This is a genomic window from Synechococcus sp. ATX 2A4, assembly GCF_024346375.1.
Lineage (GTDB): Bacteria > Cyanobacteriota > Cyanobacteriia > PCC-6307 > Cyanobiaceae > MW101C3.
Window position 1 is genome coordinate 33,982 of the sequence record NZ_JAGQCV010000014.1, and the last position, 26,433, is coordinate 60,414.

Consider the following 26,433-nt stretch of genomic DNA (forward strand, 5'->3'; position numbering starts at 1 on the left):
GATTGCGCCCATCCGCTTGATGAGACTCCATGAGCAAACTGCGTGTCGGCGTGGCCGGACCGGTGGGCTCGGGCAAGACGGCGCTGGTGGAAGCCCTGTGCCGGCGGCTACGCGACCGGCTGCAGCTGGCGGTGGTCACCAACGACATTTACACCCAGGAAGATGCCCAGTTTCTGACCCGCGCCGGAGCACTGGAGCCGGAGCGGATCCGCGGGGTGGAAACCGGCGGCTGCCCCCATACCGCCATCCGCGAAGACTGCTCCATTAACAAAGCTGCGGTGGAAGACCTGGAAGAGAAGTTTCCGAATCTCGACCTGGTGCTGGTGGAAAGCGGTGGCGACAATCTGGCGGCCAGCTTCAGCCCGGAGCTGGTGGATCTCTGCATCTACGTGATTGATGTGGCCGCCGGCGACAAGATCCCCCGAAAAGGGGGGCCGGGCATCACCCGCTCCGATCTACTGGTGATCAACAAGATCGACCTGGCGCCGATGGTGGGAGCAAGCCTGGAGGTGATGGCAGCGGACACCCGCCGCATGCGCGGGGACCGCCCCTGGTGTTTCACGAATCTGCGCAGCGGCGAAGGCCTTGATGCCGTGGAGCAGTTTCTGTATCGACAACTACCCCTTCCGAGCTTCGCTCCCTAAACGGCACCAACCCAGAGCCCCGCTGTGTGGTTGGAGGGAGAAGCGCGGGCACCGTGAGATCGGTGGGCGCAACCTCAAAAGCGAGACAGGGATTGAACGTAGTTGAACAATGCTGTGTGCGGGAAGCTCCAAAGCCACCCTCAGCATGACGGGATCGCTCATTTCTGTGCCTTTGACGACAGGGCCAACCGGGACAGCTCCGTATGTTCCGCAATGCCGTCAGCACTGCGGCAATTTCTTCACCTTGAACAGGCCCAATGGTTCCGTATTTCTCGAGGCGACTGGTTGCCGGTCTTGCTGCAACTGCGATCACGTTATCCCTCGTCGCCTGCGGGGGCGGTGAAGGTGGTGATGGCGCTGGTTCTTTCGATGGCGAAGTGAAGGTTGGCATTCTTCACTCATTGAGTGGCACGATGGCCATTTCTGAAACGACCCTGAAAGAGGTCGAAGAAATGGCTATCAAGGAGATCAATGATGCTGGCGGCGTCAAGGTTGGTGGCAAGTCTTACAAGATCGTGCCCGTCATTGAAGACGGCGCATCTGACTGGCCCACCTTCGCCGAGAAGTCTCAGAAGCTGATCGACTCCGACAACGTGGCCGTGGTGTTCGGTGGCTGGACCTCAGCCAGCCGCAAAGCCATGCTGCCGGTGTATGAGTCCAAAAACCATATGCTCTTCTACCCCATTCAATATGAGGGTCAGGAGTGCTCCCGCAACATCTTCTACACCGGCGCCGTTCCCAACCAGCAGGCCGAGCCTGCGGTTGATTGGCTGATGAAACAGTACGGCGAAAAGCTGGGCAAGAAGGTCTACCTGGTCGGCTCTGACTACGTCTACCCCCGCACCGCCAATACCATCATCAAGGAGCAGATGAAGGCGCTGGGCGGCGAAACCGTCGGCGAGGATTACATCCCCCTCGGCAACACGGAAGTGGCGCCGATCATCGCCAAGATCAAGGAAGTGTTCCCTGATGGTGGCATCATCATCAACACCTTGAACGGTGACTCCAACGTCGCTCTGTTCAAGCAATTCAAGGCTGCGGGCATCGATCCCGAGAAGTACCCGATCATGTCCTTCTCGATCGCGGAAGAGGAAATCCGCCAGATCGGCCCTGAGTTCACTGCCGGCACCTACGCCGCATGGAACTACTTCATGAGCCTGGATACACCGGCATCGAAGAAGTTCGTTGCCGACTTCCAAGCGGCCTACGGGGCTGACCGTGTGGTGGGCGACCCTGCGGAGTCGGCCTACAACATGGTGTATCTCTGGAAGAACGCCGTTGAGAAGGCAGACACCTTCGAAGACCTTGACAAGGTCCGCAAAACCATGATTGGCATCACCTTTGATGCCCCTCAAGGTGAGATCAAGATGTTCCCGAACCACCACACGTCCGAGCGTGTGATGATCGGCGAAGCTCTTCCCGACGGACAGTTCAAAATCCTCTCCGACAGCGAAACGGCCATCCCACCGATTCCCTGGAACCAGTTCGTTCCTGAAACCAAGGGCTACACCTGCGACTGGACGCAGGACCGGCCGGATGCCGGCAAGTTCAAGATGTGATCGCTTGGGTGGCCTCTTCGGAAGCCACCCTTCCTTTTCACTGTCTGGCTTTGTTGATGAATCCGTGCCAGGTCAATTAGTCCTGGCTTGAGTGATTGATTCCACTTTAAGCCATTGAATCTGGCTTGAGCGATTGATGCTGCCTGGAGTGATCGCTTCAGGCGTTGGATTGTCGCCTTTATCATTGATTGCGCGATCCATAGCCTTCGGCACTCAAAGAGGCATTTTCCCTAGATCTGCAGACAACACACCAGAGAGATCAACCAACACGGATTGTTCTCTCTGGATTTCCCATTTGTTCAGACAATTCCGCCACTCGTTCTGTGCATGGAAGCGGCTTGGATGGCGGTGCTTGCTTGGCCTGCTTCGCCTCCCAGATCGCGCTTCACGCACAAAGACAGTTTGCAATATCGCTTGATACAGCCGTGAGGCTCACGTTCATCCAAGGTTAATCCCACTCGCACGGAACAGCCCCCCAGTGGAACTTTTCTTTTCGCAGATTCTTGATGGCTTAAGCATCGGCTCGGTTCTTTTGCTCACCGCCACGGGCCTTGCCATCGTCTTTGGCCTGATGGGGGTCATCAACCTTGCTCATGGTGAATTCATGATGCTGGGTGCCTACATCACCTTCGTGGTCCAGAACCTGTTTCGGCCGATGGGCGGTTTGGTGTTTGAGCTCTACTTCCCCGTGGCACTGGTGGCCGCCTTTTTTGTCACCGCCATCTTCGGAGTGGTGCTGGAGCGAACGCTGATCCGCAAGCTCTACGGAAGACCACTGGAAACGCTGCTGGCCACCTGGGGGGTGAGCCTGATCCTGATCCAGCTGATTCGAAGCATCTCCACCTCCATGGTGATCGGCATCGCCGCAGCGGTGGCGATCGGCTTCTTCGGTGGTCAGTTTCTTAGCAAAAAGATCGGCGATCGCCCTGCCTTCCCCTATCTCAACGGCGTGATGTGGGCCGCCGCTGTGGGCATTGGCCTGGCAGTTGTGAATTCCTTCTCCTCGATGCGGGCCCTCGCCAGCCCCTGGTTTGGCCCCCGCAACATCGACGTGACCGCACCCAAATGGCTGCAAGGCAGCTGGGGAGTGATCGGCGGCATTCAACTTCCTGGTCTGAGGATCTTCATCATTCTGCTGTCGGCCGTGCTGCTGCTGTTCGTGATGTGGTTCCTCACCAAGAGTGTGTGGGGGCTTCGCATTCGGGCCGTCACCCAGAACCGGCAGATGAGCAATTGCCTGGGAATTCCCACCGACAGCGTGGACAGCATCACCTTCGGCCTTGGCTCAGGCCTGGCCGGAGTGGCGGGATGTGCCATCACGCTGCTGGGGTCAGTGGGGCCAAACCTGGGCGCGGCCTACATCGTTTCCTGCTTCATGGTGATCGTGCTGGGGGGAGTGGGCAACCTGCTGGGCACGGTGTTCGCTTCTCTGATACTCGGCATCATTCAGTCGGTGGTGGGCTCGGGATCGCTGTTGACTGCGTTCCCGGGCATGCCCCCGGCAGCGAAAAGCGTGGTGGAATTCTTCGCCACCACAAGCATGTCGTTGGTGCTTGTGTTCATCTTCATCATTGCCTTCCTGCAATTCCGGCCGAACGGCATGTTCCCTCAGAAGGGGAGATCGGTGGATGCTTGATACACCACAGCCAACAACCAAGCTCCTTCCATCTACCACCTCTCCACTGAGGCCCCAGCCATGAAACTTCTAAAGCGACTCATTCCCTGGATTCTGCTGGCCTTCGCGCTGTTCATCCTTCCAACGTTCCTCAGTGATTTCCGCATCAACCTGTTTGGCCGGTATTTCTCCCTGGCCATCACCGCCCTGGCGATCGACCTGATCTGGGGCTACACGGGCCTGTTGAGCCTTGGCCAAGGCATCTTTTTCGCCCTCGGAGGCTACGGGGTGGCAATGTACCTCACGCTTAACACCCCGAGTGAGGCCGGCGGCAATGGCATCCCCAAATTCTTTGAAAACTACGGTGTTGCTCAGCTGCCCTTCTTCTGGCAGCCGTTCTGGTCGCCCGCATTCACCCTGATCGCCATCTGGGTGCTCCCGGCGATCGTGGCCGGGCTGGTGGGTTATCTGATTTTCAGGAACAGGATCAAGGGGGTGTACTTCTCGATCATCACCCAAGCGGCGTTGATGGTCTTCTTTCACTTTTTCAATGGCCAGCAGAAGCTGATCAACGGCACGAACGGCCTAAAAACCAGCACCACTGAGCTGTTCGGCCTGCAAGTGGGATCTAGCGATATGCAGATCTGGCTCTACCGCCTCACGGTGATTCTGATTCCAGTCGCCTTTCTGATCTGCCGCTATTTCACCTCCGGCCGTTTTGGCGATGCCTTGATTGCCATCCGTGATGATGAACAGCGCTTCCGCTTTGCCGGCTTCAATCCAGTTCCCTTTAAAACGATTGTTTTCCTCGTTGCTGGTGCCCTGTGCGGCATCTCAGGGGCCCTTTACACCGTGCAGAGTGGCATCGTCTCCCCGCAGTTCATGTCGATCTCCTTCTCGATTGAGATGGTGATCTGGGTGGCTGTGGGTGGCCGCGGCACGCTGGTGGGCCCGATCATCGGTGCCGTGCTGGTGAACTATCTGCGCAGCCTGGTGAGCGAAGCCTTGCCGGAGTTCTGGCTGTTCGTGCAGGGGGCGTTGTTCGTCTTCGTCGTGGTGCTGATGCCCGATGGCATCTATGGCTGGGTGTCCAAAGGGGGTCTGCGCACCTTGCTGGCCGCCTTCGGCATTGCTCCCAAGGCCCGCACCTATCCCCAGATCGATCAGGAAGGCCCAGGTATGGAGATGAAGAGCCCAGCCCCCAACGATTCCTCCGCCTGAGCGGCAGGCCGGCGCACAGCTGGCAACGGGGCCCTGGGCGATGGGCAGCGAACTCACTGCTCCGAAGGTGACCAAACCCCATCTTTTCTCCGCCCTGCTCCCTCCAGCGCCATCCCATCCGCCTTCCTCAACTCTCTCTTCCCATTGACAAGCCCGCTGGCTAGCCCCCTTTCCACAGCCCCCCTGAACCGTCCTGACGATCATGTCTGAACCACTCCTTGCACTTCACGACGTCAGCGTCAGCTTTGATGGCTTCTTTGCGCTCACCGATCTTTCGCTCACGTTGCAGAAAGGCGAGATCAAGTCGATCATCGGGCCCAATGGCGCCGGCAAAACCACCTTTCTTGATGTGATCACGGGAAAGGTGCGTCCCACCAAGGGGACTGTCACATTCAAAGGGAAATCGCTGGTGGGGCTGTCGGAGCAGAGGATCTCAAGGCAAGGAATCGGCAGAAAGTTCCAGACACCTCGAGTGTTCGACAACCTCACGGTGCTGCGAAACCTTGAACTGGCCGCGTCACCGAACAAGAATCCCTTCAGCCTGCTCACTGACACACTTCCGAAAACCGCCAAGGATGAAGTGCATCGCTTGATGAACTACGTGGGTCTCACCCCCTTCGCCACCACCCAGGCAGGTTCTCTCTCGCACGGACAGAAGCAATGGCTGGCGATTGCCTCTCTGGTGGCCCAGTCACCGGAGGTGTTGCTGCTCGACGAACCCGTGGCCGGACTCACCGACGAAGAAACGGTTCGCACCGCCGAATTGATCAAGTCATTGGCTGGCGATCACACCGTTGTGGTGATCGAACATGACATGGAATTCATTCGTGACCTCAATGCCCCCGTGACCGTGCTGCATCAGGGGCAACTGCTCACTGAAGGCCTCCTGGAGGATGTGAAGAAGGACCCTCGGGTGATTGAGGTTTACCTGGGCCCAGCCGAGGAATAAGCAGATTCCACCACTTGCTTCCCACCTAATCCCAGCTGCCATGACAACCGACAACCTGCTTTCCGTCTCCAATCTCAATGTGTACTACGGCGAAAGCCACATTCTTCGCAATGTGGATCTCTCCATCCCCAAGGGCCAGATGGTGTGCCTGATCGGTCGCAATGGCGTGGGCAAAACCACCTTTCTCAAAACGATCATTGGTCTGCTCAAGCAACGCTCCGGCAGCATGCAATACGACGACCAGGCCCTCAGTGATCAGCCCCCCTACCAACGCGCCCGTTCCGGCATCGGCTATGTGTCCCAGGGGCGTGACATCATTCCACAGGTGACGGTGAAGGAAAACCTACTGCTGGGAATGGAAGCACTCCCAGGCGGAATGGGAAAGAACCGCCACATTGACCCAATCGTGTTTGATCTCTTTCCAATTCTCGAGAAGTTCCTGGCCCGTAAAGGCGGTGACCTCAGCGGCGGGCAACAGCAACAGCTGGCCATCGCCCGCGCCCTGCTGGGCAAGCCAAAACTGCTGCTGTTGGATGAACCCACCGAAGGCATCCAGCCCTCCATCATTCATGACATTGAAGTGGCAGTGAAGCGGATCATGAAAGAAACCGGCATCAGCGTGCTGCTGGTGGAGCAGCACCTTCATTTCGTGCGCCAATCCAACTACTACTACGCCATGCAACGCGGGGGGATTGTGTCCAGCGGCCCCACCGAAAACCTTTCGGATGATGTGGTTCAGGCCTTCCTCACGGTCTGAGCCCACACTTCAAACCCGATAGCCCGGAGCTCAACAGCTTGAGCCTTGCCGGCACGAGCTGGAGCTCTTGGTGCACAACCGTTGGAGCCAACGGTTGTGCACGACGATTCGTGCGCAGCGATTCGTGCGCAACTGCTTGCGTCATCGGTTTTGCAACCCTGGATGGTCACCAGCGGCTCAACAGCCGCGGGTGACCATCCAAGGGCGGGCGGCACTTTCCCTGAGCCGGGGTTTAGCAGATTCTTCGCGCACTTCCTTGCGCACCAGGCGGGGCTCACTGGCTTCCTGCTTGAGGCGGAAACTGCCTGACAGTGTCATCGGCGGGCTGAACACTCTGTTGCCAGGATGGCCACAGCCGGGACAATCCGTGTCGTTCTGGCGGGTATCGATGCTGCGCCAGACCTCGTAGTTGTCACAGCCGGAAGCGCAGCTGAATTCGTAGACAGGCATGAAGAAAAGGAGAGAAGAAATGGAGGCCCCGCAAGCGAAGCCTCTTCAAGGAGCACGCGGTTGGGGCAAAAGCCCCTGCTGCTGGGGCAGGAGTTGTGGCCTGGCGCCTTAGGGCCACCGAACGCCTCACCTCGCGGCGGCGCCGGCAGCCCCTTGCGAGCCATCAGCAGGGAAGAATGTCCTGGTCAAAGATGGAGGTGGGGATCGCCAGGGTGCAACAGGCATTGGGAATGTCCACAATGCCGCTGATCCTGCCTTCCACCGGCGCACAGCTCAGCAGCAGGTAGGCCTGCTCACCGGTGTAGCCGAAGCGCTTCAGGTATTCGATGGCATTGAGGCAAGCGCGACGGTAGGCGATGTGCACATCCATGTAATACTGCTTGCCTTCGAATTCATCCACGGAGATGCCTTCGAACACCAGGTAGTCGGTGAAGTGGGGCTCCACGGGGCTCGTCTTGAACATGGGATTGACCATCCCATACTTGGCGACGCCACCTTTGATGATCTCCACATGGAGATCGAGATAGCCCGACATCTCAATTGCCCCACAGAAGGAGATCTCTCCATCGCCCTGGGAGAAGTGAATGTCTCCCATCGAGAGCTTGGCCCCTTCCACATACACCGGGAAGTAGATGCGCGTTCCCTTGGTGAGGTTCTTGATGTCGCAGTTGCCGCCGTGTTCGCGGGGTGGCACGGTGCGGGCCGCTTCGTTGGCCACACGCTCAAAGTCTGCGCTTGGCAGCGTGCCGAGGATGGCGCTGTTGGGGTTGGGCAGGGCCGCCAGCACGGGCTCGCTGCCCGAAAGGCCGGCGCCATAGGTGCGCCGGTCCGGGGCCGTGTTCACCAGCTCGGTTTCCCGGCGGTTCCACTCCCGCAGCAGCTCGTGGGAAGGGGCACAGCCAATCAGCCCGGGGTGGGTGATGCCGGCGAAACGCACGCCGGGAATATGACGCGACGAGGTGTAGATGCCTTCCAGATCCCAGATCGCTTTGGCGGCCTTGGGGAAATGATCGGTGAGGAAGCCGCCGCCATTCTCTTTGGCAAAGATGCCGGTGAAGCCCCACTCATCCCCTTGGAGTGCACCCACATCGAGGATGTCAACAACAAGAATATCGCCGGGCTGAGCTCCGTTCACCCAGATCGGGCCGCTGAGCACGTGCACCACTTCCAGGTTCACATCAGCGATATCCTGGGGGTCGTCATTGTCCTTGATCTGGCCATCGGTCCAGTCTTTGCATTCGATCCGGAAAACCTCACCAGGGTTGACGGAAACGACGGCGGGGATGTCGGGATGCCAGCGGTTGTGGCCCGGCATGTCCTGTTGATCCATCGGCTTGGTGAGATCAACCTTGAACAGCGTTTTCGGCATCGCAAACGAGGCGTGTTTCACCTCTATCGAAATCCACGGGTGGATTCGCGGAAGTGTCATCGGCTACCAGAACCAAGCAGCCTGGCTGCGGCAACACAGGCGCGCACGCCGCACCTCCGCCGCAGAAAGCGGCAGCACGATCTGCAGGCTGGCCGGCTATGTGGCGGGGCTTGCCGTGCTGTCGTTGAAGGTGCCGCGGCGGCAGAGATTGTCCTTGAGGCGATCGGTCCAGGGTTGACGCGACAACACACCGCTGCTGTCAACACCGCCATCGAAGTGATAAAGAATCTGCCAGCGCGTAGTGGTGGAGAACTTTCCGGCTTCTGCGAGATCTTTCAGTGCATTGCCATAAAGGTTGTCATACGTCGGCCAGTTGGGCTCGTTCTCGATACTGCAAACTGCATTCACTTGATACAGTCTGGCGCTGCTGTCGGGCTGCCCTTCCGTCTCCACGCTCACGACCCCTTTGTAGAGGCCGTTGGGCTGGCCAGGCACGAAGGCCTTGGCCAGGGTCACAGTGGTGGTTCCCGCCTGCACCAGCAGATCGCCGATCTCGGCCTTCTGGGCGGGTGTCTCCCCGGGGGCAGCACGGCAGGCGCTCAGGCTAGAAGCCGCCACCACCGCTGCTGCGACCACCGCCACCCCTGTGCTCCAGGCCGATCCGGACACCAACCTCATCACCCAGCCTTCACCGTGGAGCCTCAGAACATAGGCTCGCCGCCCATCGCGGCAATGGCCGGCGGCGGCAAAGGTCACCCACCTGCCAGCAGCTGGCGCCAGAACGCTTCCGGCTCCGGCTCCAGCGGCAGTGGGGCGCCATTCACGCTCGAAGCCGGCCGGCAGCCCAGGCTGTTGATCAGCAGCATGGCGCTGTCGGGGCCCAGGGGACAGGGGCCTTCGCGCGCCAAGCCCAACGCCAGGGCGCGGCCTCGCATCACCCCCGGCAGGCAGCCGCTGGACAGGGGCGGTGTGAACCATTGGCCGTTTCGCCGCAGCAGCAGGTTGGCCGTGGTGGCGCAGCAGAGGCCGCCGGCCGTGCTCTCCAGCAGGGCGTCAGCGGCGCCGGCAGCCCGGGCCTCACGCCGCGCCTCAATAGCGGGCCCATAGGCGAAGGTTTTGCAGCAGCTCAGCAGGCTCGCGGCGTTGCGCCGCTCCCTGCGGCTGACGATCACCGGCACGGGATCGAACACCGGCGCCGCGGCCGTGAGCTGCAGCCAGAAGCGGGGCAGCAGCGGTGGGGCACCGGCTGCCGGCAGCTCCACACCCCGCGGCCCGGCCGCCTCAGCAGCAGCATCCGCGGCCGGTGCACCCCGGCTCCAGTTGAGGCGCAGCGCGCCGGTCTGGATGCCGCTGCGGGACACCGCCTCCCCCAGCAGGGCGCGCACCCGTTCAGCGCCGGGGGGTGGCTCCATGCCCAGCAGGGCCGCGCTCTGCGACCAGCGCTGCAGGTGGGCACTCAGCAGCGCCGGCTGCCCCGCTTCCACCAGCAGGGTTTCGAACAGGCCGTCGGCCAGTTGCAGCCCCCGATCGGCGAGGGGCAGAGCCAGCTGGGCCGGCGCGCCCCAGAGCCCCGGCGCCCCCGGCGCCCCGCTGGATTCGATCCAGGCGATCGCCCGCATCAGCGCGCCCCACTCCCCGGGCCTGGCGCCACGGCCGCCAGCAGCGGACCCAGCTTCCAGAGCAGCTCCTCGGCCTCCGCCGCCGGATCGGAGTCGGCCACGATGCCGCAGCCGGCATGGGCGCGCAGGCGCCGGCCCCGCAGCATCAGGCTGCGGATCAAGATATTGCTGTCGAAGCTGCCATCGGCGCCGAAGCGGAACAGGGCGCCGCAGTAGGGGCCCCGGGGCACGGGCTCCCGCTCGCTCAGGCGCTGGCAGGCCCGCACCTTGGGGGCACCGCTGATCGAGCCACCGGGCCAGGAGGCGCGCAGCAGATCCACCACGCTGCGGTCGGCGCGCAGCTGCCCCTCCACCACCGAGGTGAGGTGGTGCACCTGCGGGTAGCTTTCCAGCCCCACCAGCTGGGGCACCTGGATCGAGCCCGGCACACACACCCGGCCGAGGTCGTTGCGGAGCAGATCCACGATCATCACGTTCTCGGCGCGATCCTTGGGGCTGGTGATCAGCTCGGCAGCGGCGGCGGCATCAGCCTCCGGATCGCTGTGGCGCGGGCGGGTGCCCTTGATCGGCCGGGTTTCCACCCAGCCGGTGGCACTCACCTGCAGAAAGCGCTCCGGGGAGGCCGAGAGCACCGCCTCATCGCCCGCCACCACCAGGCCGGCGAACGGCGCCGGGCAGGACGTGCGCAACCGGCCGTAGAGGGCCAGCGGGTCGGGAGGCGCGGCCAGGCTGGCCTCGCAGCAGGCGGTGAGGTTGGCCTGGAACAGATCACCGGCGGCGATCCAGTGGCGCAGGTCCGCCACCTGGCGGGCAAAGGTGGCGGGATCGGTGTGCCAGTGCCAGTCCTCGGCGGCCACACCAGCGGCGTCTGCTGGCGTGCCGGCCACCGGCACCAGGGCCGCGAGCCGCTCCGCCATCGCCGTCAGCCGGGCGGGATCCACCCCCTCCAGCTCCAGGCGACGCTCCTGCAGATCGAAGCGCAGCACAGGGTCGTAGCGGCCTGCCCAGAGCAGGGCCATGTCGGGCGAGCGCCAGTGGGCGGCCGGTTCCACCCACGCCCCGGCCTCGTAGGCGAGCCAGCCGAACCAGCTGCCCGGCCGCTCCTGAAGGCGCGCGAGAGCCGCGAATGGATCGGCCGCATCCGGCTCGCCTGGCAGCCCCCGGCACACCACCTGCTCCAGCGGAGCCACGCCCAGGAGGCCCCAGCGCCCCAGCGCGCTGCCATCGCCATCCAGCCAGGCCAGGCCGTCGGTGCCGCCAACGGTGGCCAGGGCGAGGGCCACCTCCCAGGGGTCACGCCACGGCAATGAGCGGCGCAGCAGCGGCGGCCGCTCCGCCCCAGCAGCCGGTCTCATGCCGACGGCCCGCCCCTGCTGCCGCCCCCATCGCTGGCCAGGTCCGGGCGACCTGCGTCCCGCAGGGCAGCATCGCGGATGCGGCAGCTGTCGCAGCGCCCGCAGGGCCAGGCGCCGCCGGCGTAGCAACTCCAGGTGCGGGCGATCGGCACCCCCAGGCGCAGCGCCTCCTGCACGATCCGGGTTTTGCTCCAGGTCACCAGGGGGGCCCACAGCTGGGCGCCGTGGGCCTCGCGGCCGCTCTTGCTGGCCAGATCAGCCAGTTGCTGGAAGGCGGCGAGGTAATCGGGGCGGCAATCGGGATAGCCGGAATAGTCGACAGCGTTCACCCCCAGCACGAGCCGCTCGGCCCCGCGCGCTTCGGCCAGGCTCAGGCCAAGGGCAATGAACACGGTGTTGCGGCCGGGCACGTAGGTGGTGGGAATCACCCCCTCCTCCACACCACCGAGCGGCAGGGCGATGGCGGCATCGGTGAGGGCCGAGCCGCCCCAGGCCGCCAGGTTCACCGCCAGGGTGTGGTGCTCCGCCAGGGCAAGATCGGACGCCAGCGCCGCGGCCGCGGCCAGCTCCTGGCGGTGACGCTGGCCGTAATCGAGCGAGAGGCCGATCACGCGGTAGCCCGCTTCGATCGCCAGCGCCGCAGCGGTGGCCGAATCGAGGCCGCCGGAGAGCAGGGCGACGGCGACGGGAGGGGCAGCGGTGCTCACGGCGAAGCAGGGGACTGGGACTCGGGCGTCGCAGCGGGAGGCGCCGTGGGAGCCGAGGGGGCCACAGGGGGCTGGCTCGGCAGGGAGGGTGGCGTCACCGGTTCAGCGGGCGGCGGTGGTGCGGTGGTGTCGCCGGGGGCGGTCTCGGGCGGTTGCTGCTGCTCCGACGGAGGTTCTGGCGGCGGCGCATCGGCGCGCAGCGACAGGGTGATCATCGCCGGGGCCACGCCGTCGTTGGTGACCAGCAGCTGTACCTCGGTGCCCTGCACCGGCGGCAGGCTCACCACCCGCAGCGGCCCCTTCGGCTCCAGCAGGCTGCCGGCCGCGTTGTAGACGCTCATCTGCATCAGCGGTGAGCCGTTGACACCGAGCACCAGCCGGTATCCCTGCGGCAGGCGAATCGGAAACAGCCGTGCCCCACCGGCACCGAGCGAGGCGGAGAGGGCCTTCAGCTCGCCCGCCGTGGCCTGGATCGGTTCGATCTGCAGGGTTTGGAGTGTCTGCTCGCCAGCGGCATACCAGAGCTGGCGGAAGGGCTCAGCGGGGATGTCGGCGCCGGCGCGGCCCGGCAGCAGCGCCTGGGCGTTGCCCGAAACCAGCTGGCGCAGCACCGGCGGACTCACCCCCTGGCCGGCCAGCTGCCGCTGACGGGCGTCCCAGTCGGTGGTGGAAAAGGAGCCAAGCTTGCTGCGGAGCGGCGGCGGCAACCGCTCCACCCGGGCCAGCCACTCCTCCGCCAGGGCGTTCCACACCTTGCGCAGAGGAGCGTCCTCGATCGAGTCGTTGGGCAGGCGGCCGCCCCGCTCGGGGAACTGGGCCAGCAGATTGGCGTCCACCAGCCGCAGGAACCAGCTGCGGTTGATCTGCAGCGCCCGCAGGCGGTTCAGCAGTTGCTGGCGCTGGTCCACCTCACCGGGGGGCAGGCTGGCGGTGAGCTCACGGGGCTGTTCGGCCGGGCGGTTGGCAGGGGCGGTATCGCGGCCGAGCAGCCACCAGCCTCCGGTGATGCCCACCACCGCCGACACCACCAAGGCCACCACCACCGGCCAAAGCCGCCCTTCGACGGCCTCCTCCTTCTGCTGCTGCCGGCTGAGCGGCGGCATGGGCGGTGGCGGTGGCCGCCGCTCCGCCGCCCGGGGCTCGGGAGCTGGTGCAGGAACAGCGGGGGTCATGGCGGCAGCCGCAGCGGTGTTGGTGAAGGCAGCGGCCTCCTCCGCAGGCTCCGGCTCCGCGGCGCCGGCGCCGGCCAGGCCAGGCGAGCCGGCGGCGGCGGGCACGAGCATCAAGGTGCGATCAGCGCGGGCCACCGGGCCGGTGCTTTCCGGCATCGGCAGCGCCTGGAAGGCGGCGAGGGCCTGCGGCGTGCTGGCGAAGCGGGCAGCGGGATCGGCGCTGATCAGCCGCTCCAGGGCGGCCCGGAACGGCGGGTCGAGGCGGAGGCCGTCGGGCCAGCGCCAGGCCAGGCTCACCGGATCGAGCAGGGCGGCGGGATCCTCGCCGCTGAGCAGCACCAACGCCACCACCCCCAGGCCGTGCAGGTCCATCCAGGGCAGCAGCGGAGCGCCGGCCACCTGCTCCGGCGGCGCATAGCCCGGGGTGGCGCCGGCAGCGGCCTGGCCGGGGCCGGTCCAACCGATGTCGAGCAGCACCGGCAGCCCGTCGCGGTCGCGGCGCAGCAGGTTGGCGGGGGTGAGATCGCCGTGGCAGATCTCCTGGCCGTGCAGCACCGCCAGCACCGGCAGCAGCTGGCGCAGCAGCAACAGCACCTCGCCGGGGCCGAACACCAGCTGGCGTCCCCGCCGCGCCTCCAGCAGCTCCAGATAGGTGCGCCCGTCCTGCCACTCGCGCACCAGCCAGAGCTGGCCGTCCCGTTGGATCGTTTCACCGAAGCGGGGCACCTGGGGGTGGAGCAGGGCCTGCAGGCGGCTCCAGCCCGCCCGCGCCCCGGCCTGGTCGTGGCTGGGGCCCAGCTGCCGCAGGGCCACCGGCACCTCACCGGCCAGCAGATCGCTGGCGCGCCACAGCACCCCCTGGGGGCCGCTGGCCACCTCCATCTCCAGGCGATAGCGATCGGCGATCACCGCACCGGCGTCCGCCCCGGGCTGGTCAGCCATGGGTGGGCCGGTCCTGCGGGAGGCCGTCCTGGGGGCCCCGTTCGGGCTGGCGCAGGCCGCGGCCGGCCAGCCAGTCGGCGTCGTACAGGCGGGAGCGGTAGCGGTCGCCGCCATCGCACAGCACGGTCACGATCGTGTGGCCCGGACCGAGACGCCGGGCGGTCTCCACCGCGGCGGCCACGTTGATGCCCACCGAACCGCCCATGAACAGGCCTTCGCGCCAGAGCAGCTGGTAGATGGTGTCGAGGGCAGCCTGGTCGTCGATGCGCACGGCATCGTCGATCGGGGCACCGTCGAGATTGGCGGTGACGCGGCTGTTGCCGATCCCCTCGGTGATCGAGCTGCCCTCGGCCTGCAGCGCCCCGGCGGTGGCCCAGCTGTAGAGGGCACTGCCGTGGGGATCGGCCAGCACGCAGCGCACCTGGGGCGAGCGCTCCTTGAGGAACAGGGCCACGCCGGCATAGGTGCCGCCGGTGCCCGTGGCCGACACCCAGGCGTCGATGCGGCCGCCGGTCTGCTCCCAGATCTCCGGCCCGGTGCTGGCGTAGTGGGCGCGGCGGTTGGCCAGGTTGTCGAACTGATTGGCCCAGACGGCACCTGGGGTTTCCGCGGCGATGCGCCCGGAGAGCCTCACGTAGTTGTTGGGGTCGCGGTACGGCACCGCCGGCACCGTGCGCACCTCGGCGCCGAGGCTGCGCAGCAGACCGATCTTCTCGGCCGACTGGGTGTCCGGGATGACGATCAAGCTGCGGTAGCCGCGGGCATTGCAGAGGTGGGTGAGGCCGATGCCGGTGTTGCCAGCGGTGCCCTCCACCACGGTGCCGCCCGGCTCGAGGGCGCCGCTGGCTTCCGCCTCCAGCAGGATGCCGAGGGCGGCGCGGTCTTTCACCGACCCGCCGGGATTCATGAATTCGGCCTTGCCGAGGATCTCGCAGCCGGTGAGCTCACTGAGCAGCCCCAGCCGGATCAGCGGGGTGTTGCCCACCGCGCCGACGAAGCCCTGGGTGGTTCCCGCCCGGGCGGCGGCCATCGCCCCGCCGGCGGCCATCGCCCCGCTGGCGGACATGGCCCCGCCGCTGCTGATCGAACCGGCGGTGCTGCCCATCGCGCCTGTGGGGGAAGAAATCGCTCTGGCGACGATCGTAGGGGCGAAGGCCATGGCGGCCGATTCCTTCTACGCTCAAACCAGCAGCCCTCTGGCCATGGCCTCCGCCGCCCCCACCGAGGCTCTGCTGCGGAGGCTCCATGCCGTGCGCGCCCACAGCGAGGCGCTCATCGCGGCGCTGGAGCCGGAGGATCTGTGCCTGCAGGGCATGGCGGACGCCAGCCCGCCCAAGTGGCACCTGGGCCACACCACCTGGTTCTTCGACACCTTCCTGCTCACGCCCCACCTGCCGGGCCATGAGCCGGTCGACAGCCGCTGGGGCTTTCTGTTCAATTCCTATTACGACGCGATCGGGGCACGCCACCCCCGGCCGCAGCGGGGACTGCTGTCCCGGCCGCCCCTGGCGGAGGTACTCGCCTGGCGGCGGCGCGTCGATGCGGGACTCGAGGCCCTGCTGGAGCGGCTGAGCGCCGGGCCCGCCGAGCCGGCAGCGCCCCTGCTGGCGCTGCTGGAGCTGGGGCTGCAGCACGAGCAGCAGCACCAGGAGCTGCTGCTGATGGATCTGCTCGACGGCTTCAGCCGCAACCCGCTGGAGCCTGCGGTGGAGCCGGCGGGGCGCGGCGCCGAAGCCACCTACGAAGGGATGGTGGCCACCAGCCCCTCCCCCGCCACCACCTCCGCCAGCAGCCCTACTCCGCCCGCCTCCCCCTGGCTGCACTGGCCGGGAGGGCTGGTGGAGATCGGTCACGCCGAGGGCCACACCGGCCCCGAGGGCCCGTCCGGCGCCTTCCATTTCGACAACGAAAGCCCCCGTCACCGCCAGTGGCTCGAGCCCTTCGCCCTGGCCCCCCGGCTGGTGTCGAACGGGGAGTACGCCGCCTTCATCGCCGCGGGCGGCTACCGGCGGCCGGAGCTGTGGATGAGCGAGGGCTGGCAACTGTGCCAGCAGCGCGGCTGGCAGGCGCCCCGCTACTGGCGCGGCAGCGGCGCCCCCGAGGGCTGGTCGTGGGAGTTCACCCTGGCGGGGCGGCGCCCCCTGCACCCGGCCGCGCCCGTGCGGCACCTCAGCTGGTTCGAAGCCGACGCCTATGCCCGCTGGGCCGAGGCGCGCCTGCCCAGCGAAGCGGAGTGGGAAGTGACCGCCGCCACCCCACCCCAGGCGGGCGGCAGCGGCGAGCTGGACGCCCTGCAGGGGGTGCTGTGGCAGTGGACGTCCAGCCCCTACCGTCCGTATCCGGGCTTCCGGCCCGCCGCCGGAGCGGTGGGTGAATACAACGGCAAATTCATGAGTTCCCAGATGGTCCTGCGCGGCAGCAGTTTTCTCACACCGCCGGGCCACGGCCGCCTCACCTACCGCAACTTCTTTCCGCCCGCGAGCCGCTGGCTGGCCGGCGGCCTGCGCCTCGCGCGGGACGGCCGATGAGCGCCCCCGCCGCCGCTCTGCAGCGCGGGCCGGCCGCCGTCGAGCTGCTCGATCTCCATCCCGTCGCCGCCGACATGCGGCGGCTGGTGGTGGAGGGGCTGTCGCGCAGCCCCCGCCAGCTGCCCGCCTGGTTCCTGTACGACGCCGAAGGCTCTCGCCTGTTCGACCGCATCTGCGAGCAGCCGGAATATGCGCTCACCGCCACCGAAACCGCCCTGCTGGAGCGGGAGGCGCCGGCCATGGCGGCGGCGCTCGGCGCCGGTGTGCCGGTGGAATTCGGCGCCGGCAGCGCCCGCAAGGTGTCACCGCTGCTGGAGGCCCTCGCGCCGCCGGCCTATGTGGCGCTCGATATCAGCTCCGAGCACCTCGCCGGGGCCTGCCGGGCGCTGCAGGCCCGCCATCCGGCCATTCCCGTGCTCGGCATCTGCTGCGATTACAGCCAACTGCTCACCCTGCCGGCCCACCGGCTGCTCGATGGCCAGCGGCTGCTGGGCTTCTACCCAGGCAGCTCGCTCGGCAACTTCGCCCCCAGCGAAGCGGTGGCCCTGCTGCGTCAGTTCGCCCGGCTGCTGGGCCCGGAGGGGCGCCTGCTGATCGGCATCGACCAGCCCCGCGCCCCGGCCCAGCTGGAGGCCGCCTACGACGATGCCGCCGGCTGGTCGGCCGCCTTTGCCCGCAACCTGCTGGTGCGGCTCAACCGCGAGCTGGGGGGGAGCTTCGTGACGGAACGCTTCCGCTACCGCGCCCGCTGGCAGCCGCAGCAGGGCCGCATCGAGATGGCGCTGGTGAGCACCTGCCAGCAGGTGGTGGAGGTGGCGGGCCGGCGCTGGCCGTTCGCCCCCGGCGAGGCGCTGATCACCGAGCACAGCCACAAGTACGCCCCCGCGGCCTTCACGGCCCTGGCGGCCGCGGCCGGCTGGCGGGCCCAGGCGCGCTGGGCCGATCCCAGCGACAGCTTCAGCCTGCACCTGCTCGCCCCCCAGGCGCCAGGCAGACTTGAACCAGTCGAGGCCAGCCGATGAGCCGGGAAGACCAACGCCAGGCGATGCGCACCACGCGCGAGCAGTTGATCGCCGAGCTCGAGGAGCTCTACCGCCAGGCCTTCGATCGCATCGGCGGCGAAGACCTGGGCGAAGGGGCGATCGCCCGCCTCACCCAGTTGCTGCTGCGCTCCCGCGATGGCGCAATCACGCCCCTGCAGGAAGAGATCGAGGCGCCGTTGATCACGCGGGCACCGGAATGAAAGGCGGGTTCTGGCGCAGGCAGCGGCCATGAGCGGCAACTGGTTCGAGCAGCTGGAGGCGCAGCTGGAGCAGCAGCTGGAAGCGTTCCTCAGCGGCAACCCCGAGCAGCGCCAGCTGCTGGTGGAGGAAGAACAGCGGGAACGGCAGCGGCGGCTGAAGCAGCGGCAACTGGAGGTGCAGGCGGAGGCGGAACGGCTGCGGCGCGCCCTGCTGGAGCTGGCCAGCGAGATCACCCAGTGGCAGGGGCGGGTGGAGCGGGCCCGGGCCGCCGGCGCCGGCACACTGGCCGACCAGGCCGAAGCGCGGCTGCGGCAGCTGATGGGTCTGGGCCGCGACCGCTGGCAGGCCCTCAGCAGCCTGGGCGATGAGTTCCGCCGCCTGGAAGCCGACCTGGCAGCCCTGCAACAGGAACAGGAGCAACAACAGGCGGCCGCAGCTGCCCAAAGCGGAACCGCCCAGGGGGGACCTGGCTCCGGCGCGCCAGCGCCAGCCGGGACAGGCGAAAGCGGAGCCGGCCAAGGCCGCCCCGAAGGCCGCCAGGGAACGGCGGCGGCTGGCGCTTCCGCCCGCCCCACGCCGCTCGATCCGATCGAGCTGGAAGCCGCCTGGTCGGCGTTCGAAGCGCAGCAGGAGCTGGAGGAGCTGCGGCGCCGCCACGGCTCTCCACCGAGCTGAGCCGGCCGCCATGGGGTTCCTGCTCTCCAAGCTGCTGCCGCTGCTGCTCTACCCGCTGGGACTGGCCATCGGCCTGCAGGCGATCGCCCTGGCGGGCCGCCGCCGCCGCTGGAGCCCCTGGCTGAGTGGCGGCAGCCTGGCGTTGCTGTGGATCAGCGCCCTGCCGTTCACGGCCCGCCAGCTGGTCTGGGGCCTGGAGGAGCGCAGCGCTGCCCTGACCCCCAGTCCACTTCCCACCGCTGACGCCGTGATCGTGCTGGGCGGCGGCCTGCACCCCCAGCTGCCGCCCCGCACCAGCGTGGAGGTGAACGAAGCGGGGGACCGCCTGCTCACCGGAGTACGCCTGCTGCGGGCCGGCAAGGCGCCGCTGCTGCTGCTGAGCGGCGGCCGGGTGACCTTCCAAAGCGACAACCCGGCGCCGGCGGAGGCGGAATCGGCGCGACGGCTGGCTTTAGAGCTCGGCGTGCCCGAGGCGCCCCTTCTGCTCAGCGATCAGGCCCGCACCACGGCGGAAGAGGCCCTGGCGCTGCGCGCAATCGGCCAGGCGCGCGGTTGGCGTTCCGTGTTGCTGGTCACCAGTGCCATGCACATGCCCCGCTCGCTGGCCACGTTTCAGCGCCGCTCAGGGCTCCAGGTGGTGCCGGTGGCCTGCGATTATCTGCTGCCGTCCCGCAGCGCGACCGGCCGCCCCACCGCCGCCTCGCTGCTGATCGAGCTGCTGCCCGAAGCCGGCGCCCTGCAGCTCACCACCCAGGCGCTCAAGGAGCACCTGGGGCTGCTGGTGTACCGGCTGCGGGGCTGGAGTTGAAGGCCGGGATGGGGCGCAGGTGGGCTTGCGGCAGCACACCCTGCTGCCAGCAGCACATCCGGACCGGATGCGACAAACTGGGCGGGAGCTACTTCTTGGGCGCCGGCGGCACCAGGCTCACCCCTTCGGGCGGCGGCGTTGGATCGGGATCGGCGATCAGCATGTGCTGCAGCACGATCTCGGGGCGTTCACTGTCGCGCCAGCGAATCCTGTAGGCCGGCATCTTGGTGCCGCGGCTGGTGGTCTGCTCCACCGGCTCCATCACCCAGCCGCGACGGGAGCGGCCCTGAGGGTTGCGCTTGACCACCGCATCTGCGTGCTTGAAGCGGAATCCAACGCGCTCACCGCTCATGGGCCAAGGTCAGTGCCAACGTGACCCCATTATCCACTTTGGCCTTCAAGCTCAGCTGGACCCGGCCTCCGGACGCAGCAGCGGGAAGGCAATCACATCACGGATGCTGGGGCTGTCGGTGAGCAACATGGCCAGCCGGTCGATGCCGATGCCCAGCCCGCCGGTGGGGGGCATGCCCACCTCAAGGGCCTGGAGGAAATCCTCATCCACCCCCTGCGCCTCCAGGTCGCCGGCCAGGCGCCGCTCCTGCTGGGCCTCCAGGCGCCGGCGCTGATCGAGGGGATCGATCAGTTCACTGAAGGCGTTGGCGGTTTCGCGGCCCACGATGAACAGCTCGAAGCGCTCCACCAGGCCGGGCTTGCTGCGGTGCGTGCGCGCCAGTGGTGAAATCTCCACCGGGTAATCGAGCACGAAGGTGGGCTGGATCAAGTTGGCTTCCACCCGCTGCTCGAAGGCCTCGTTGAGCAGGCGGCCCACGCTGTCAGCGGCGGCAGGCACCTCCAGCCCCGCGGCCTCCATGGCGGTGGCGGCCGCGTCACGGCTGGCGAAGCCAGAGAAATCCAGCCCGGTGGCCTGCTCCACCAGCTCATGCATGGTGGCCCGGCGCCAGGGGGGCGTGAGATCGATCGCCACGCCCTGATACGTGAGGGCGGTGGTGGCGCACACCTGCTCGGTGACGGCGGCGATCATCTGCTCGGTGAGCACCATCATGTCGGTGTAATCGGCATAGGCCTGATACACCTCCACCGACGTGAATTCGGGGTTGTGGCGCGTGCTGATGCCTTCGTTGCGGAAGATGCGGCCCAATTCGTAAACCCGCTCGAAGCCCCCCACCACCAGCCGCTTGAGATGCAGTTCGGTGGCGATGCGCAGGAACAGAGGCAGATCGAGGGCGTTGTGGTGGGTGCAGAAGGGGCGGGCGTCGGCGCCACCGGCCTCCACATTCAGCACCGGCGTTTCGATCTCGAGGAAGTCGCGGGCATCGAGCCAGCGGCGGATGCCGCTCACCAGGCGGGCGCGGCGGCGGAAGGTTTCGCGGGTGAGGGGCGAAACGATCAGGTCGAGATAGCGCTGGCGGTAGCGCTTCTCCACATCCGCCAGGCCATGCCATTTATCGGGCAGGGGCTGCAGCGATTTGCAGAGCATGTGCCAGGCATTCACCTTCACCGACAGCTCGCCCCGGTCGGTGCGGCGCAGTGTGCCGTGCACGCCGATCAGATCGCCGGCATCCACCAGCGAGGTGATCTGGGCGAAGGCCTCGGGCTGCTTGGGCAGCGCCGCCAGCAGGTGGGCCTTCTCGATGAACAGCTGGATCGGGCCGCTTTCATCCACCAACGTGAAGAAGGCGAGCTTGCCCATCACCCGGCGGGTCATCACCCGGCCGGCCACGGCCACGGCCACCGGGCGCTCCTCGCCGTTGGGCAGGTCGGCATGCTCCTGCTGCAGGGCGGCGGTGCGGTGGCTGGGCTCGAAGCGCAGGGCGTAGGGGCCCTGACCGATGGCCGCCAGGGCCTGGCCCTTCTCGAAGCGGGCCTGTTCCAGGCGGCTGACGGGATGCTCCGGCAAAGCGACGAACAGGGGACGGGAGCGACCATCCTGCAGGAGCGCAGGCGGTGGGGAAAGGGCTGCGGGCTGAAGCGGCGACGGCCGGGAGCTTGCAGCGCCTGAGGGCGGGAGCCGGGAGCCGGCAGCGCTTGTGGACGGCGGGCTTAGGCGGTGACGGCGACCAGGGGATCGATCATCCGTTGCGAGGCATAGCCGGTGCCGCGCACGGTGAGGATCAGTTCGGGGTTGCGGGGGTCGGGTTCGAGCTTGCCGCGCAGACGGGCCACGTACACATCCACGACGCGCAAGTCAGCGGCGCGGCGCGGCGGGTAGCCCCACAGCTGCTCGAGGATTTCGGCGCGCGGCACCACCCGGCCGGGCTCGCGGAACAGCAGCTCCAGCAGGCTGAATTCGGTGTAGGTGAGGCCGATGCGCTCACCGCCGCGGGTCACCTGACGGCGGTTGGTGTCCACCACCAGATCACCGAGGCGCATGACGCCCTGGCCTGCGGGGATGTCACGCGGTTCGGTGGTGGCCGATCCACGCCCCACCCGCCGCAGGATGGTGGAGATGCGGGTTTCGAGTTCCTTGGGGCTGAACGGCTTGGGCAGGTAGTCGTCGGCGCCGAGATCAAGGCCGGCCACCCGCTCGGCGATCGCATCGAGGGCCGAGAGGAAGATGATCGGCACGCAGGATTCAGCCCGCAGGCGCCGGCACACCGCGAAGCCATCCAGCTTCGGCAGCATCACGTCGAGCACGACGAGATCGGGCTGCTCCTGGTGGAACAGGGTGAGAGCTTCCTCCCCATCCTCGGCGCAGAGGACGCGGTAGCCCGCCAGCTGCAGGCGCATCACCAGTACGCGGCGCACGGCGGCTTCGTCGTCAACGACGAGCAGGGTGGCCTTGGGTGTTGTCCGCGTGTCCTGAACCACCGCCTCCGCCTTGGCTTGCCGAGGCTGCGTGTCCAGTGGCATCACAGGAACAGTCGTGAAGAAAAATCACCCTACCTGTCAGCTTGTAGGCATGGAGAGCAGAAGGCGCACGTCAGGGAGTAACGGCGCCAAGACTTAATGATTTTTCAATAGTTGCGGCGGCGGCGACCTGTCAGCACTAGGTACACCGAGCTCATCGGTGGCTTCGGCGGCGCGCACCGCCACGCCACAAGGCACGCCGCCGGCTCAGGGCCAGCGCCCTTCCGCGTAGAGGTTCCATTCCCGCTCCGCCGCCAGCACGGCCGCATCGCTGCTGAGCTGGCCGAGCATGGCGCGCTGCAGCTGGCGGTAGATGATCGCCTGCAGCCGCTTCACGCCGGGGTTGGCGGGCACCAGCACCCGCGCCCGCCCCAGCGTTTCGGCCGATTGCAGGCGGGCCGCATGCACCAGCGCCTGCTGGGGGTCAGAAGGGGTGTCCCGCCGTAGTTGCTGCTCAATCGTGGTCAGCGCCTGCCGGGCCGAGGGAAGCACCCGCGCCTGCTCAGCGAAGCGCGCCTGGTTGGCGGCATTGGTGAGGAACAGGGCAAAGCTCACCGCTTCCTTCGGCATGGCGCTCTGGCGCGGCACCGCCAGGTTCATGACCGCCACGTTGGCGGTGCCATCGGGGCCGGTGAGCGGCGGATGGGGTTCGGTGACGGCGGCGATCCCCGGCGCGTTGGTCTGGATGCTGCGCAGGAACTCAGCGCCGCTGGCCAGCATCGCCAGTTCGCCGCCTTGATAGAGCTCGATCGCGCGCCGGTGGCCCTGGCTCACCACTTCTCGCGGCAGCAGGCCGCGGCGGTAGAGATCGGTCCAGAAGGCGAAGGCGCGCCGGCCGGCCGGGCTGTTGAAAGCGGCCCGCTGGCGGTCGTCGGTGAGGGTGACACCCATCTGCACCATCGACTCCAGCAGCTCAGCGGAGTCGTCTGGCACCACGGTGACGAACAGCGCGTGGCGGCCCGTGCGACGCTTCACTGCTTCCGCGAAGGCAGGCACCTCCTCCCAGCGGCGCGGTGGGTCGGTGTATCCGGCCCGCTGCAGCAGGTCGTGGTTGGCGAGCGTGATGCGCGCCGTGAGGTACCAGGGGATCGCAAATTGCCCCTCCGCGTTGCGGCTGGCCGCCCAGATGCGCCGCAGGTAGACCTCCGAGGCCCCTGGCGGCAGCAGCGGATCGAGGTCGAGCAGTCCCCCCTTGCTGGCCAGGTTGGCGGCGAACAGCGGATTGAGGTTCACCACATCAGGGGCGGTGCGCGCGAACACCGCGGCCAGCAGCTTGCGCTCCACCGATCCCCAGGGGATGTCGGTCCAGCGCACCGTGGTGCCGGGATTCTCCTTCTCCCAGGCGGCGATCACCTCGGTGAGATAGGCATCGAACTTGGGCGAGAGATCGAGCGTCCACACGTTCAGCTGGCGCCCCTGGCTGCGCGGACCGCCACAGCCCGCCAGCACCAGGGTCAGCAGCGTGAGCACGGCACGCCGGCGCCAGCGCCCCCGGATCCCGTCGGTCAGCCCCCGCATCGCTTCAGCCCCTCGATGGTGCGTTCTGCTGTCGCCAGAGCAGCAGCAACAGGGAACAGATCATCGGCGCCAGCAGACCGGTGAGCAGGGTCTGGGTGAGCAGGGTGCGCAGGCTGCCCGCCAGAGGCAGCTGGGGGGGCAGGCCGAGCCGCTGCAGGATCAAGGTGAGCCCCAGCAGGAAAGTACCGATTAACGCCAGCAGCCCGAGGCTGAAGCTGCGCTCGATCGGCGGCCCTTTGCGCCCCAGGCGCCCCCACCACCAGCCGAGCAGCACCAGCGCCGGAATCTGGGTGGCGCCATCGAGCGTGAGGGCATCGAGCAGCAGCCCCAGCCCCAGCCCGGCCAGGGCACCGGAGACGGGCCCATCGCTGATCGCCCAGGGCAGCAGCCACAGCACGGACCAGCTGGGCGGTGCCCCCGAAAGCCGCAGCAGCGTGGGCGAGGCCAGCGTGAGCCAGGGCACGAGCAGGGCGCTGGCCACGTACCAGGGATGGCGGTGCAGCTTGCCCACCATTCAAGGCGCCGCCTGCCGGGGCTGCACCAGCACCTGCACCCAGTCGATCGCTTCCACCGGCGCACTGAGCTGCACCACGGCCGTGGGCGCCGGCACGGCTTTGTCATCCACCGACTGGATCACGCCGACGCTCATCCCCGGTGGCACCAAAGTGCTGGCCGGCGAGGTGACCACCACATCGCCCGGACGCACCTGGGGATCCTTCACCAGAAAACGCAGCTCGGGCCGGCTGCCATTCACGCCGGTGAGCAGGCCCATGCTCTGGGTGCGCCCCACCCACACGCCGACGCGGCTGGAGGAATCGGTGAGCAGGGCCACCCGCGCCGTGGTGGGGGTGACGCTGGCCACCCGGCCCACCAGACCGCCCGGACCCACCACCGCATCGCCGAGACGGATGCCCTGAAGCTCACCGGCGCCCAACACCAACTGCTTCCACCAGCCCTCGGGTTCGCGCGAGATCACCGCCGCCGTGACCTCCTGGGGATTGGCCCGTTGCAGGCCCAGCAGGGTGCGCAGGCGCCGGTTGTCCTGCTCCAGCTGGGCCAGGCGGCTGCGTTGGTCAAGCTGCTGCGCCGATTGCAGCCACTCGCGCTGGGCGGTACCGGGCCAGAACGGACGGCTCAGCAACGCGTAGGCGTCGGTGAGCACCGCGCCCTTGCTGAGACGGACACCCACCAGCGCCAGCAGCAGGAGCCACCAGGGCCAGGCCTGGATCAACCGTTGCAGCGAGGGGACGCGGGGCAGGCGCCCGAACGGCATGGATTTCAGGAGGACAGACGGGAGAAGTCAGGCGTGTCGAGCACGCGCTCCAGGCGCTTGTAATCCTCGAGCACCTGGCCGCAGCCGCTCACCACACACAGGAGGGGATCCTGGGCCACGTGGGTGAGGATCCCGGTTTCGTGGCTGATCAGCTCGCTGATCCCACGCACCAAGGCGCCGCCGCCGGCGAGCATGATGCCGCGATCGACGATGTCGGCAGCGAGCTCGGGCGGGGTGCGCTCGAGCGTGCGCTTCACCGCCTCCACAATCACGTTGAGCGGTTCGGCCATCGCTTCGCGGATGTCACCGGAGCGCACGTTGATAGTGCGGGGCAGGCCGGAGAGCAAGTGCAGTCCGCGCACGTCCATCGAGGTTTCGTCGTGGGCGTCGTCGGGGAAGGCGGAGCCGATGCGGATCTTGATGTCTTCGGCGGTGCGCTCGCCCACCACCAGGTTGTGCACCTTCTTGAGGTACACACCGATGGCCTCGCTGATTTCATCACCAGCCACCCGCACCGACTCGCTGACCACGGTGCCGCCGAGGCTGAGCACCGCCACCTCGGTGGTGCCACCGCCGATGTCGACGATCATGGTGCCCACCGGCTCGGTGACCGGCAGACCGGCACCGATCGCCGCCGCCACCGGCTCATCGATCAGGTGCACCTCACGGGCACCAGCCAGGCCGGCCTCACGCACGGCGCGGCGCTCCACACCGGTGACGCCACTGGGGATGCCGATCACCAGGCGGGGCGCCATGATTCCGCGGCCCTCGTTCCCCTTCTGAATGAAGGTCTTGATCATCTGCTCGGCGGCGTCGAAGTCGGCGATGACTCCGTCGCGCAGGGGACGGACGGCGCGAATGTTGCCCGGTGTGCGGCCAAGCATGAGCTTGGCTTCATCTCCCACGGCCAAGGGCACGCCCCGCTCAAGATCGAGTGCCACCACCGAGGGTTCCTGCAGCACGATGCCCTTACCGGACACGTACATCAAAGTGTTGGCCGTTCCCAGGTCGATGCCGATGTCGCGTGAGAGCTGGAAACGTCGAAAGAACACGTAGAAGCACCTGAGCCGTTGCGATCATAGGAGCGGGGTCCAGCGGTTTCCGCCCAGCAGTGGCGGTGGTACATCCGGGTGAAACGGGGGAACCTTCAGGGAGAAGCG

The 26,433-nt window shown here is 67.1% G+C and carries 26 protein-coding genes; 11 read left to right on the forward strand and 15 right to left on the reverse strand.

The window, feature by feature from the left end:
* Nucleotides 1-29: 29 nt before the first annotated feature.
* The 6 genes from ureG (at nucleotide 30) to urtE (ending at nucleotide 6,745) form a co-directional block, all read left to right on the forward strand.
* On the forward strand, nucleotides 30-644 hold the full coding sequence (gene ureG / locus KBY97_RS12665) for an urease accessory protein UreG (RefSeq protein WP_255147450.1): 615 nt from the start codon (nucleotides 30-32) through the stop codon (nucleotides 642-644).
* A 257-nt stretch (nucleotides 645-901) separates the two neighbouring features.
* On the forward strand, nucleotides 902-2,203 hold the full coding sequence (gene urtA, locus KBY97_RS12670; RefSeq protein ID WP_255147452.1) for an urea ABC transporter substrate-binding protein: 1,302 nt from the start codon (nucleotides 902-904) through the stop codon (nucleotides 2,201-2,203).
* A 478-nt stretch (nucleotides 2,204-2,681) separates the two neighbouring features.
* Nucleotides 2,682-3,839, forward strand: coding sequence for an urea ABC transporter permease subunit UrtB (gene urtB / locus KBY97_RS12675; protein ID WP_255147453.1), 1,158 nt, complete (start codon nucleotides 2,682-2,684; stop codon nucleotides 3,837-3,839).
* Nucleotides 3,840-3,899: 60 nt separating this feature from the next.
* Nucleotides 3,900-5,039: an urea ABC transporter permease subunit UrtC gene (gene urtC, locus KBY97_RS12680; RefSeq protein WP_255147454.1), complete on the forward strand. Its 1,140-nt coding sequence runs from the start codon at nucleotides 3,900-3,902 to the stop codon at nucleotides 5,037-5,039.
* Nucleotides 5,040-5,241: 202 nt separating this feature from the next.
* Nucleotides 5,242-5,988 carry an urea ABC transporter ATP-binding protein UrtD gene (urtD, locus tag KBY97_RS12685; RefSeq protein WP_255147455.1) on the forward strand — a complete coding sequence of 249 codons (747 nt, stop codon included), beginning with the start codon at nucleotides 5,242-5,244 and terminating at the stop codon, nucleotides 5,986-5,988.
* 40 nt (nucleotides 5,989-6,028) lie between these two features.
* Complete coding sequence (gene urtE, locus KBY97_RS12690) at nucleotides 6,029-6,745, forward strand: urea ABC transporter ATP-binding subunit UrtE (protein WP_255147457.1); 717 nt, start codon at nucleotides 6,029-6,031, stop codon at nucleotides 6,743-6,745.
* Between the two features lie 177 nt (nucleotides 6,746-6,922).
* Here urtE and KBY97_RS12695 read toward each other — a convergent pair whose 3' ends face one another.
* The 8 genes from KBY97_RS12695 to KBY97_RS12730 form a co-directional block, all read right to left on the reverse strand.
* Nucleotides 6,923-7,195, reverse strand: a complete 273-nt coding sequence (locus tag KBY97_RS12695) for an FmdB family zinc ribbon protein (RefSeq protein WP_255147458.1) — start codon at nucleotides 7,193-7,195, stop codon at nucleotides 6,923-6,925.
* Between the two features lie 163 nt (nucleotides 7,196-7,358).
* Complete coding sequence (gene fmdA, locus KBY97_RS12700) at nucleotides 7,359-8,564, reverse strand: formamidase (protein ID WP_255147460.1); 1,206 nt, start codon at nucleotides 8,562-8,564, stop codon at nucleotides 7,359-7,361.
* A 156-nt stretch (nucleotides 8,565-8,720) separates the two neighbouring features.
* Nucleotides 8,721-9,242 (reverse strand): hypothetical protein, encoded by a 522-nt coding sequence (locus KBY97_RS12705; RefSeq protein ID WP_255147462.1) that lies wholly within the window; start codon nucleotides 9,240-9,242, stop codon nucleotides 8,721-8,723.
* 74 nt (nucleotides 9,243-9,316) lie between these two features.
* Nucleotides 9,317-10,183: an aminotransferase class IV gene (locus KBY97_RS12710; RefSeq protein WP_255147464.1), complete on the reverse strand. Its 867-nt coding sequence runs from the start codon at nucleotides 10,181-10,183 to the stop codon at nucleotides 9,317-9,319.
* Nucleotides 10,183-11,538: an anthranilate synthase component I family protein gene (locus KBY97_RS12715; protein WP_255147465.1), complete on the reverse strand. Its 1,356-nt coding sequence runs from the start codon at nucleotides 11,536-11,538 to the stop codon at nucleotides 10,183-10,185. The genes KBY97_RS12710 and KBY97_RS12715 overlap by 1 nt, the downstream gene beginning before the upstream one ends.
* Entirely contained in the window at nucleotides 11,535-12,245 is a 711-nt protein-coding gene (gene queC, locus KBY97_RS12720; RefSeq protein ID WP_255147467.1) for a 7-cyano-7-deazaguanine synthase QueC, read from the reverse strand. The genes KBY97_RS12715 and queC overlap by 4 nt, the downstream gene beginning before the upstream one ends.
* Nucleotides 12,242-14,359 (reverse strand): protein kinase domain-containing protein, encoded by a 2,118-nt coding sequence (locus tag KBY97_RS12725; protein WP_255147468.1) that lies wholly within the window; start codon nucleotides 14,357-14,359, stop codon nucleotides 12,242-12,244. The genes queC and KBY97_RS12725 overlap by 4 nt, the downstream gene beginning before the upstream one ends.
* Entirely contained in the window at nucleotides 14,352-15,389 is a 1,038-nt protein-coding gene (locus tag KBY97_RS12730) for a cysteine synthase A (RefSeq protein ID WP_255147492.1), read from the reverse strand. Before KBY97_RS12730 ends, KBY97_RS12725 begins: the two co-directional genes overlap by 8 nt.
* Nucleotides 15,390-15,561: 172 nt before the next feature.
* Here KBY97_RS12730 and egtB point away from each other — a divergent pair, with 172 nt between their 5' ends.
* From egtB to KBY97_RS12755, 5 genes are read left to right on the forward strand one after another with little or no spacing between them, the layout of a single operon-like run.
* Nucleotides 15,562-16,887: an ergothioneine biosynthesis protein EgtB gene (gene egtB / locus KBY97_RS12735; protein ID WP_255147493.1), complete on the forward strand. Its 1,326-nt coding sequence runs from the start codon at nucleotides 15,562-15,564 to the stop codon at nucleotides 16,885-16,887.
* Nucleotides 16,884-17,909, forward strand: a complete 1,026-nt coding sequence (egtD, locus tag KBY97_RS12740) for an L-histidine N(alpha)-methyltransferase (protein WP_255147469.1) — start codon at nucleotides 16,884-16,886, stop codon at nucleotides 17,907-17,909. The genes egtB and egtD overlap by 4 nt, the downstream gene beginning before the upstream one ends.
* Nucleotides 17,906-18,130, forward strand: a complete 225-nt coding sequence (locus KBY97_RS12745; RefSeq protein ID WP_255147470.1) for a hercynine metabolism small protein — start codon at nucleotides 17,906-17,908, stop codon at nucleotides 18,128-18,130. Before egtD ends, KBY97_RS12745 begins: the two co-directional genes overlap by 4 nt.
* A 28-nt stretch (nucleotides 18,131-18,158) precedes the next feature.
* Nucleotides 18,159-18,806 (forward strand): hercynine metabolism protein, encoded by a 648-nt coding sequence (locus KBY97_RS12750; protein WP_255147471.1) that lies wholly within the window; start codon nucleotides 18,159-18,161, stop codon nucleotides 18,804-18,806.
* A gap of 10 nt (nucleotides 18,807-18,816) precedes the next feature.
* A complete protein-coding gene (locus KBY97_RS12755; protein WP_255147472.1) occupies nucleotides 18,817-19,614 on the forward strand; it encodes a YdcF family protein in 798 nt (265 codons plus the stop codon).
* An 88-nt stretch (nucleotides 19,615-19,702) separates the two neighbouring features.
* Here KBY97_RS12755 and KBY97_RS12760 read toward each other — a convergent pair whose 3' ends face one another.
* The 7 genes from KBY97_RS12760 to KBY97_RS12790 form a co-directional block, all read right to left on the reverse strand.
* Entirely contained in the window at nucleotides 19,703-19,966 is a 264-nt protein-coding gene (locus KBY97_RS12760; protein WP_048016474.1) for a hypothetical protein, read from the reverse strand.
* A 51-nt stretch (nucleotides 19,967-20,017) separates the two neighbouring features.
* Complete coding sequence (lysS, locus tag KBY97_RS12765; protein WP_255147473.1) at nucleotides 20,018-21,532, reverse strand: lysine--tRNA ligase; 1,515 nt, start codon at nucleotides 21,530-21,532, stop codon at nucleotides 20,018-20,020.
* 143 nt (nucleotides 21,533-21,675) lie between these two features.
* Nucleotides 21,676-22,485: a response regulator transcription factor RpaB gene (gene rpaB, locus KBY97_RS12770; protein WP_255147474.1), complete on the reverse strand. Its 810-nt coding sequence runs from the start codon at nucleotides 22,483-22,485 to the stop codon at nucleotides 21,676-21,678.
* A 204-nt stretch (nucleotides 22,486-22,689) separates the two neighbouring features.
* Nucleotides 22,690-24,000 (reverse strand): ABC transporter substrate-binding protein, encoded by a 1,311-nt coding sequence (locus tag KBY97_RS12775; RefSeq protein ID WP_255147476.1) that lies wholly within the window; start codon nucleotides 23,998-24,000, stop codon nucleotides 22,690-22,692.
* 4 nt (nucleotides 24,001-24,004) lie between these two features.
* Nucleotides 24,005-24,511, reverse strand: coding sequence for a rod shape-determining protein MreD (locus KBY97_RS12780; RefSeq protein WP_255147494.1), 507 nt, complete (start codon nucleotides 24,509-24,511; stop codon nucleotides 24,005-24,007).
* Nucleotides 24,512-24,514: 3 nt separating this feature from the next.
* A complete protein-coding gene (mreC, locus tag KBY97_RS12785) occupies nucleotides 24,515-25,273 on the reverse strand; it encodes a rod shape-determining protein MreC (RefSeq protein ID WP_255147477.1) in 759 nt (252 codons plus the stop codon).
* A gap of 5 nt (nucleotides 25,274-25,278) precedes the next feature.
* Nucleotides 25,279-26,325, reverse strand: a complete 1,047-nt coding sequence (locus KBY97_RS12790) for a rod shape-determining protein (RefSeq protein ID WP_255147478.1) — start codon at nucleotides 26,323-26,325, stop codon at nucleotides 25,279-25,281.
* Nucleotides 26,326-26,433: the final 108 nt, after the last annotated feature.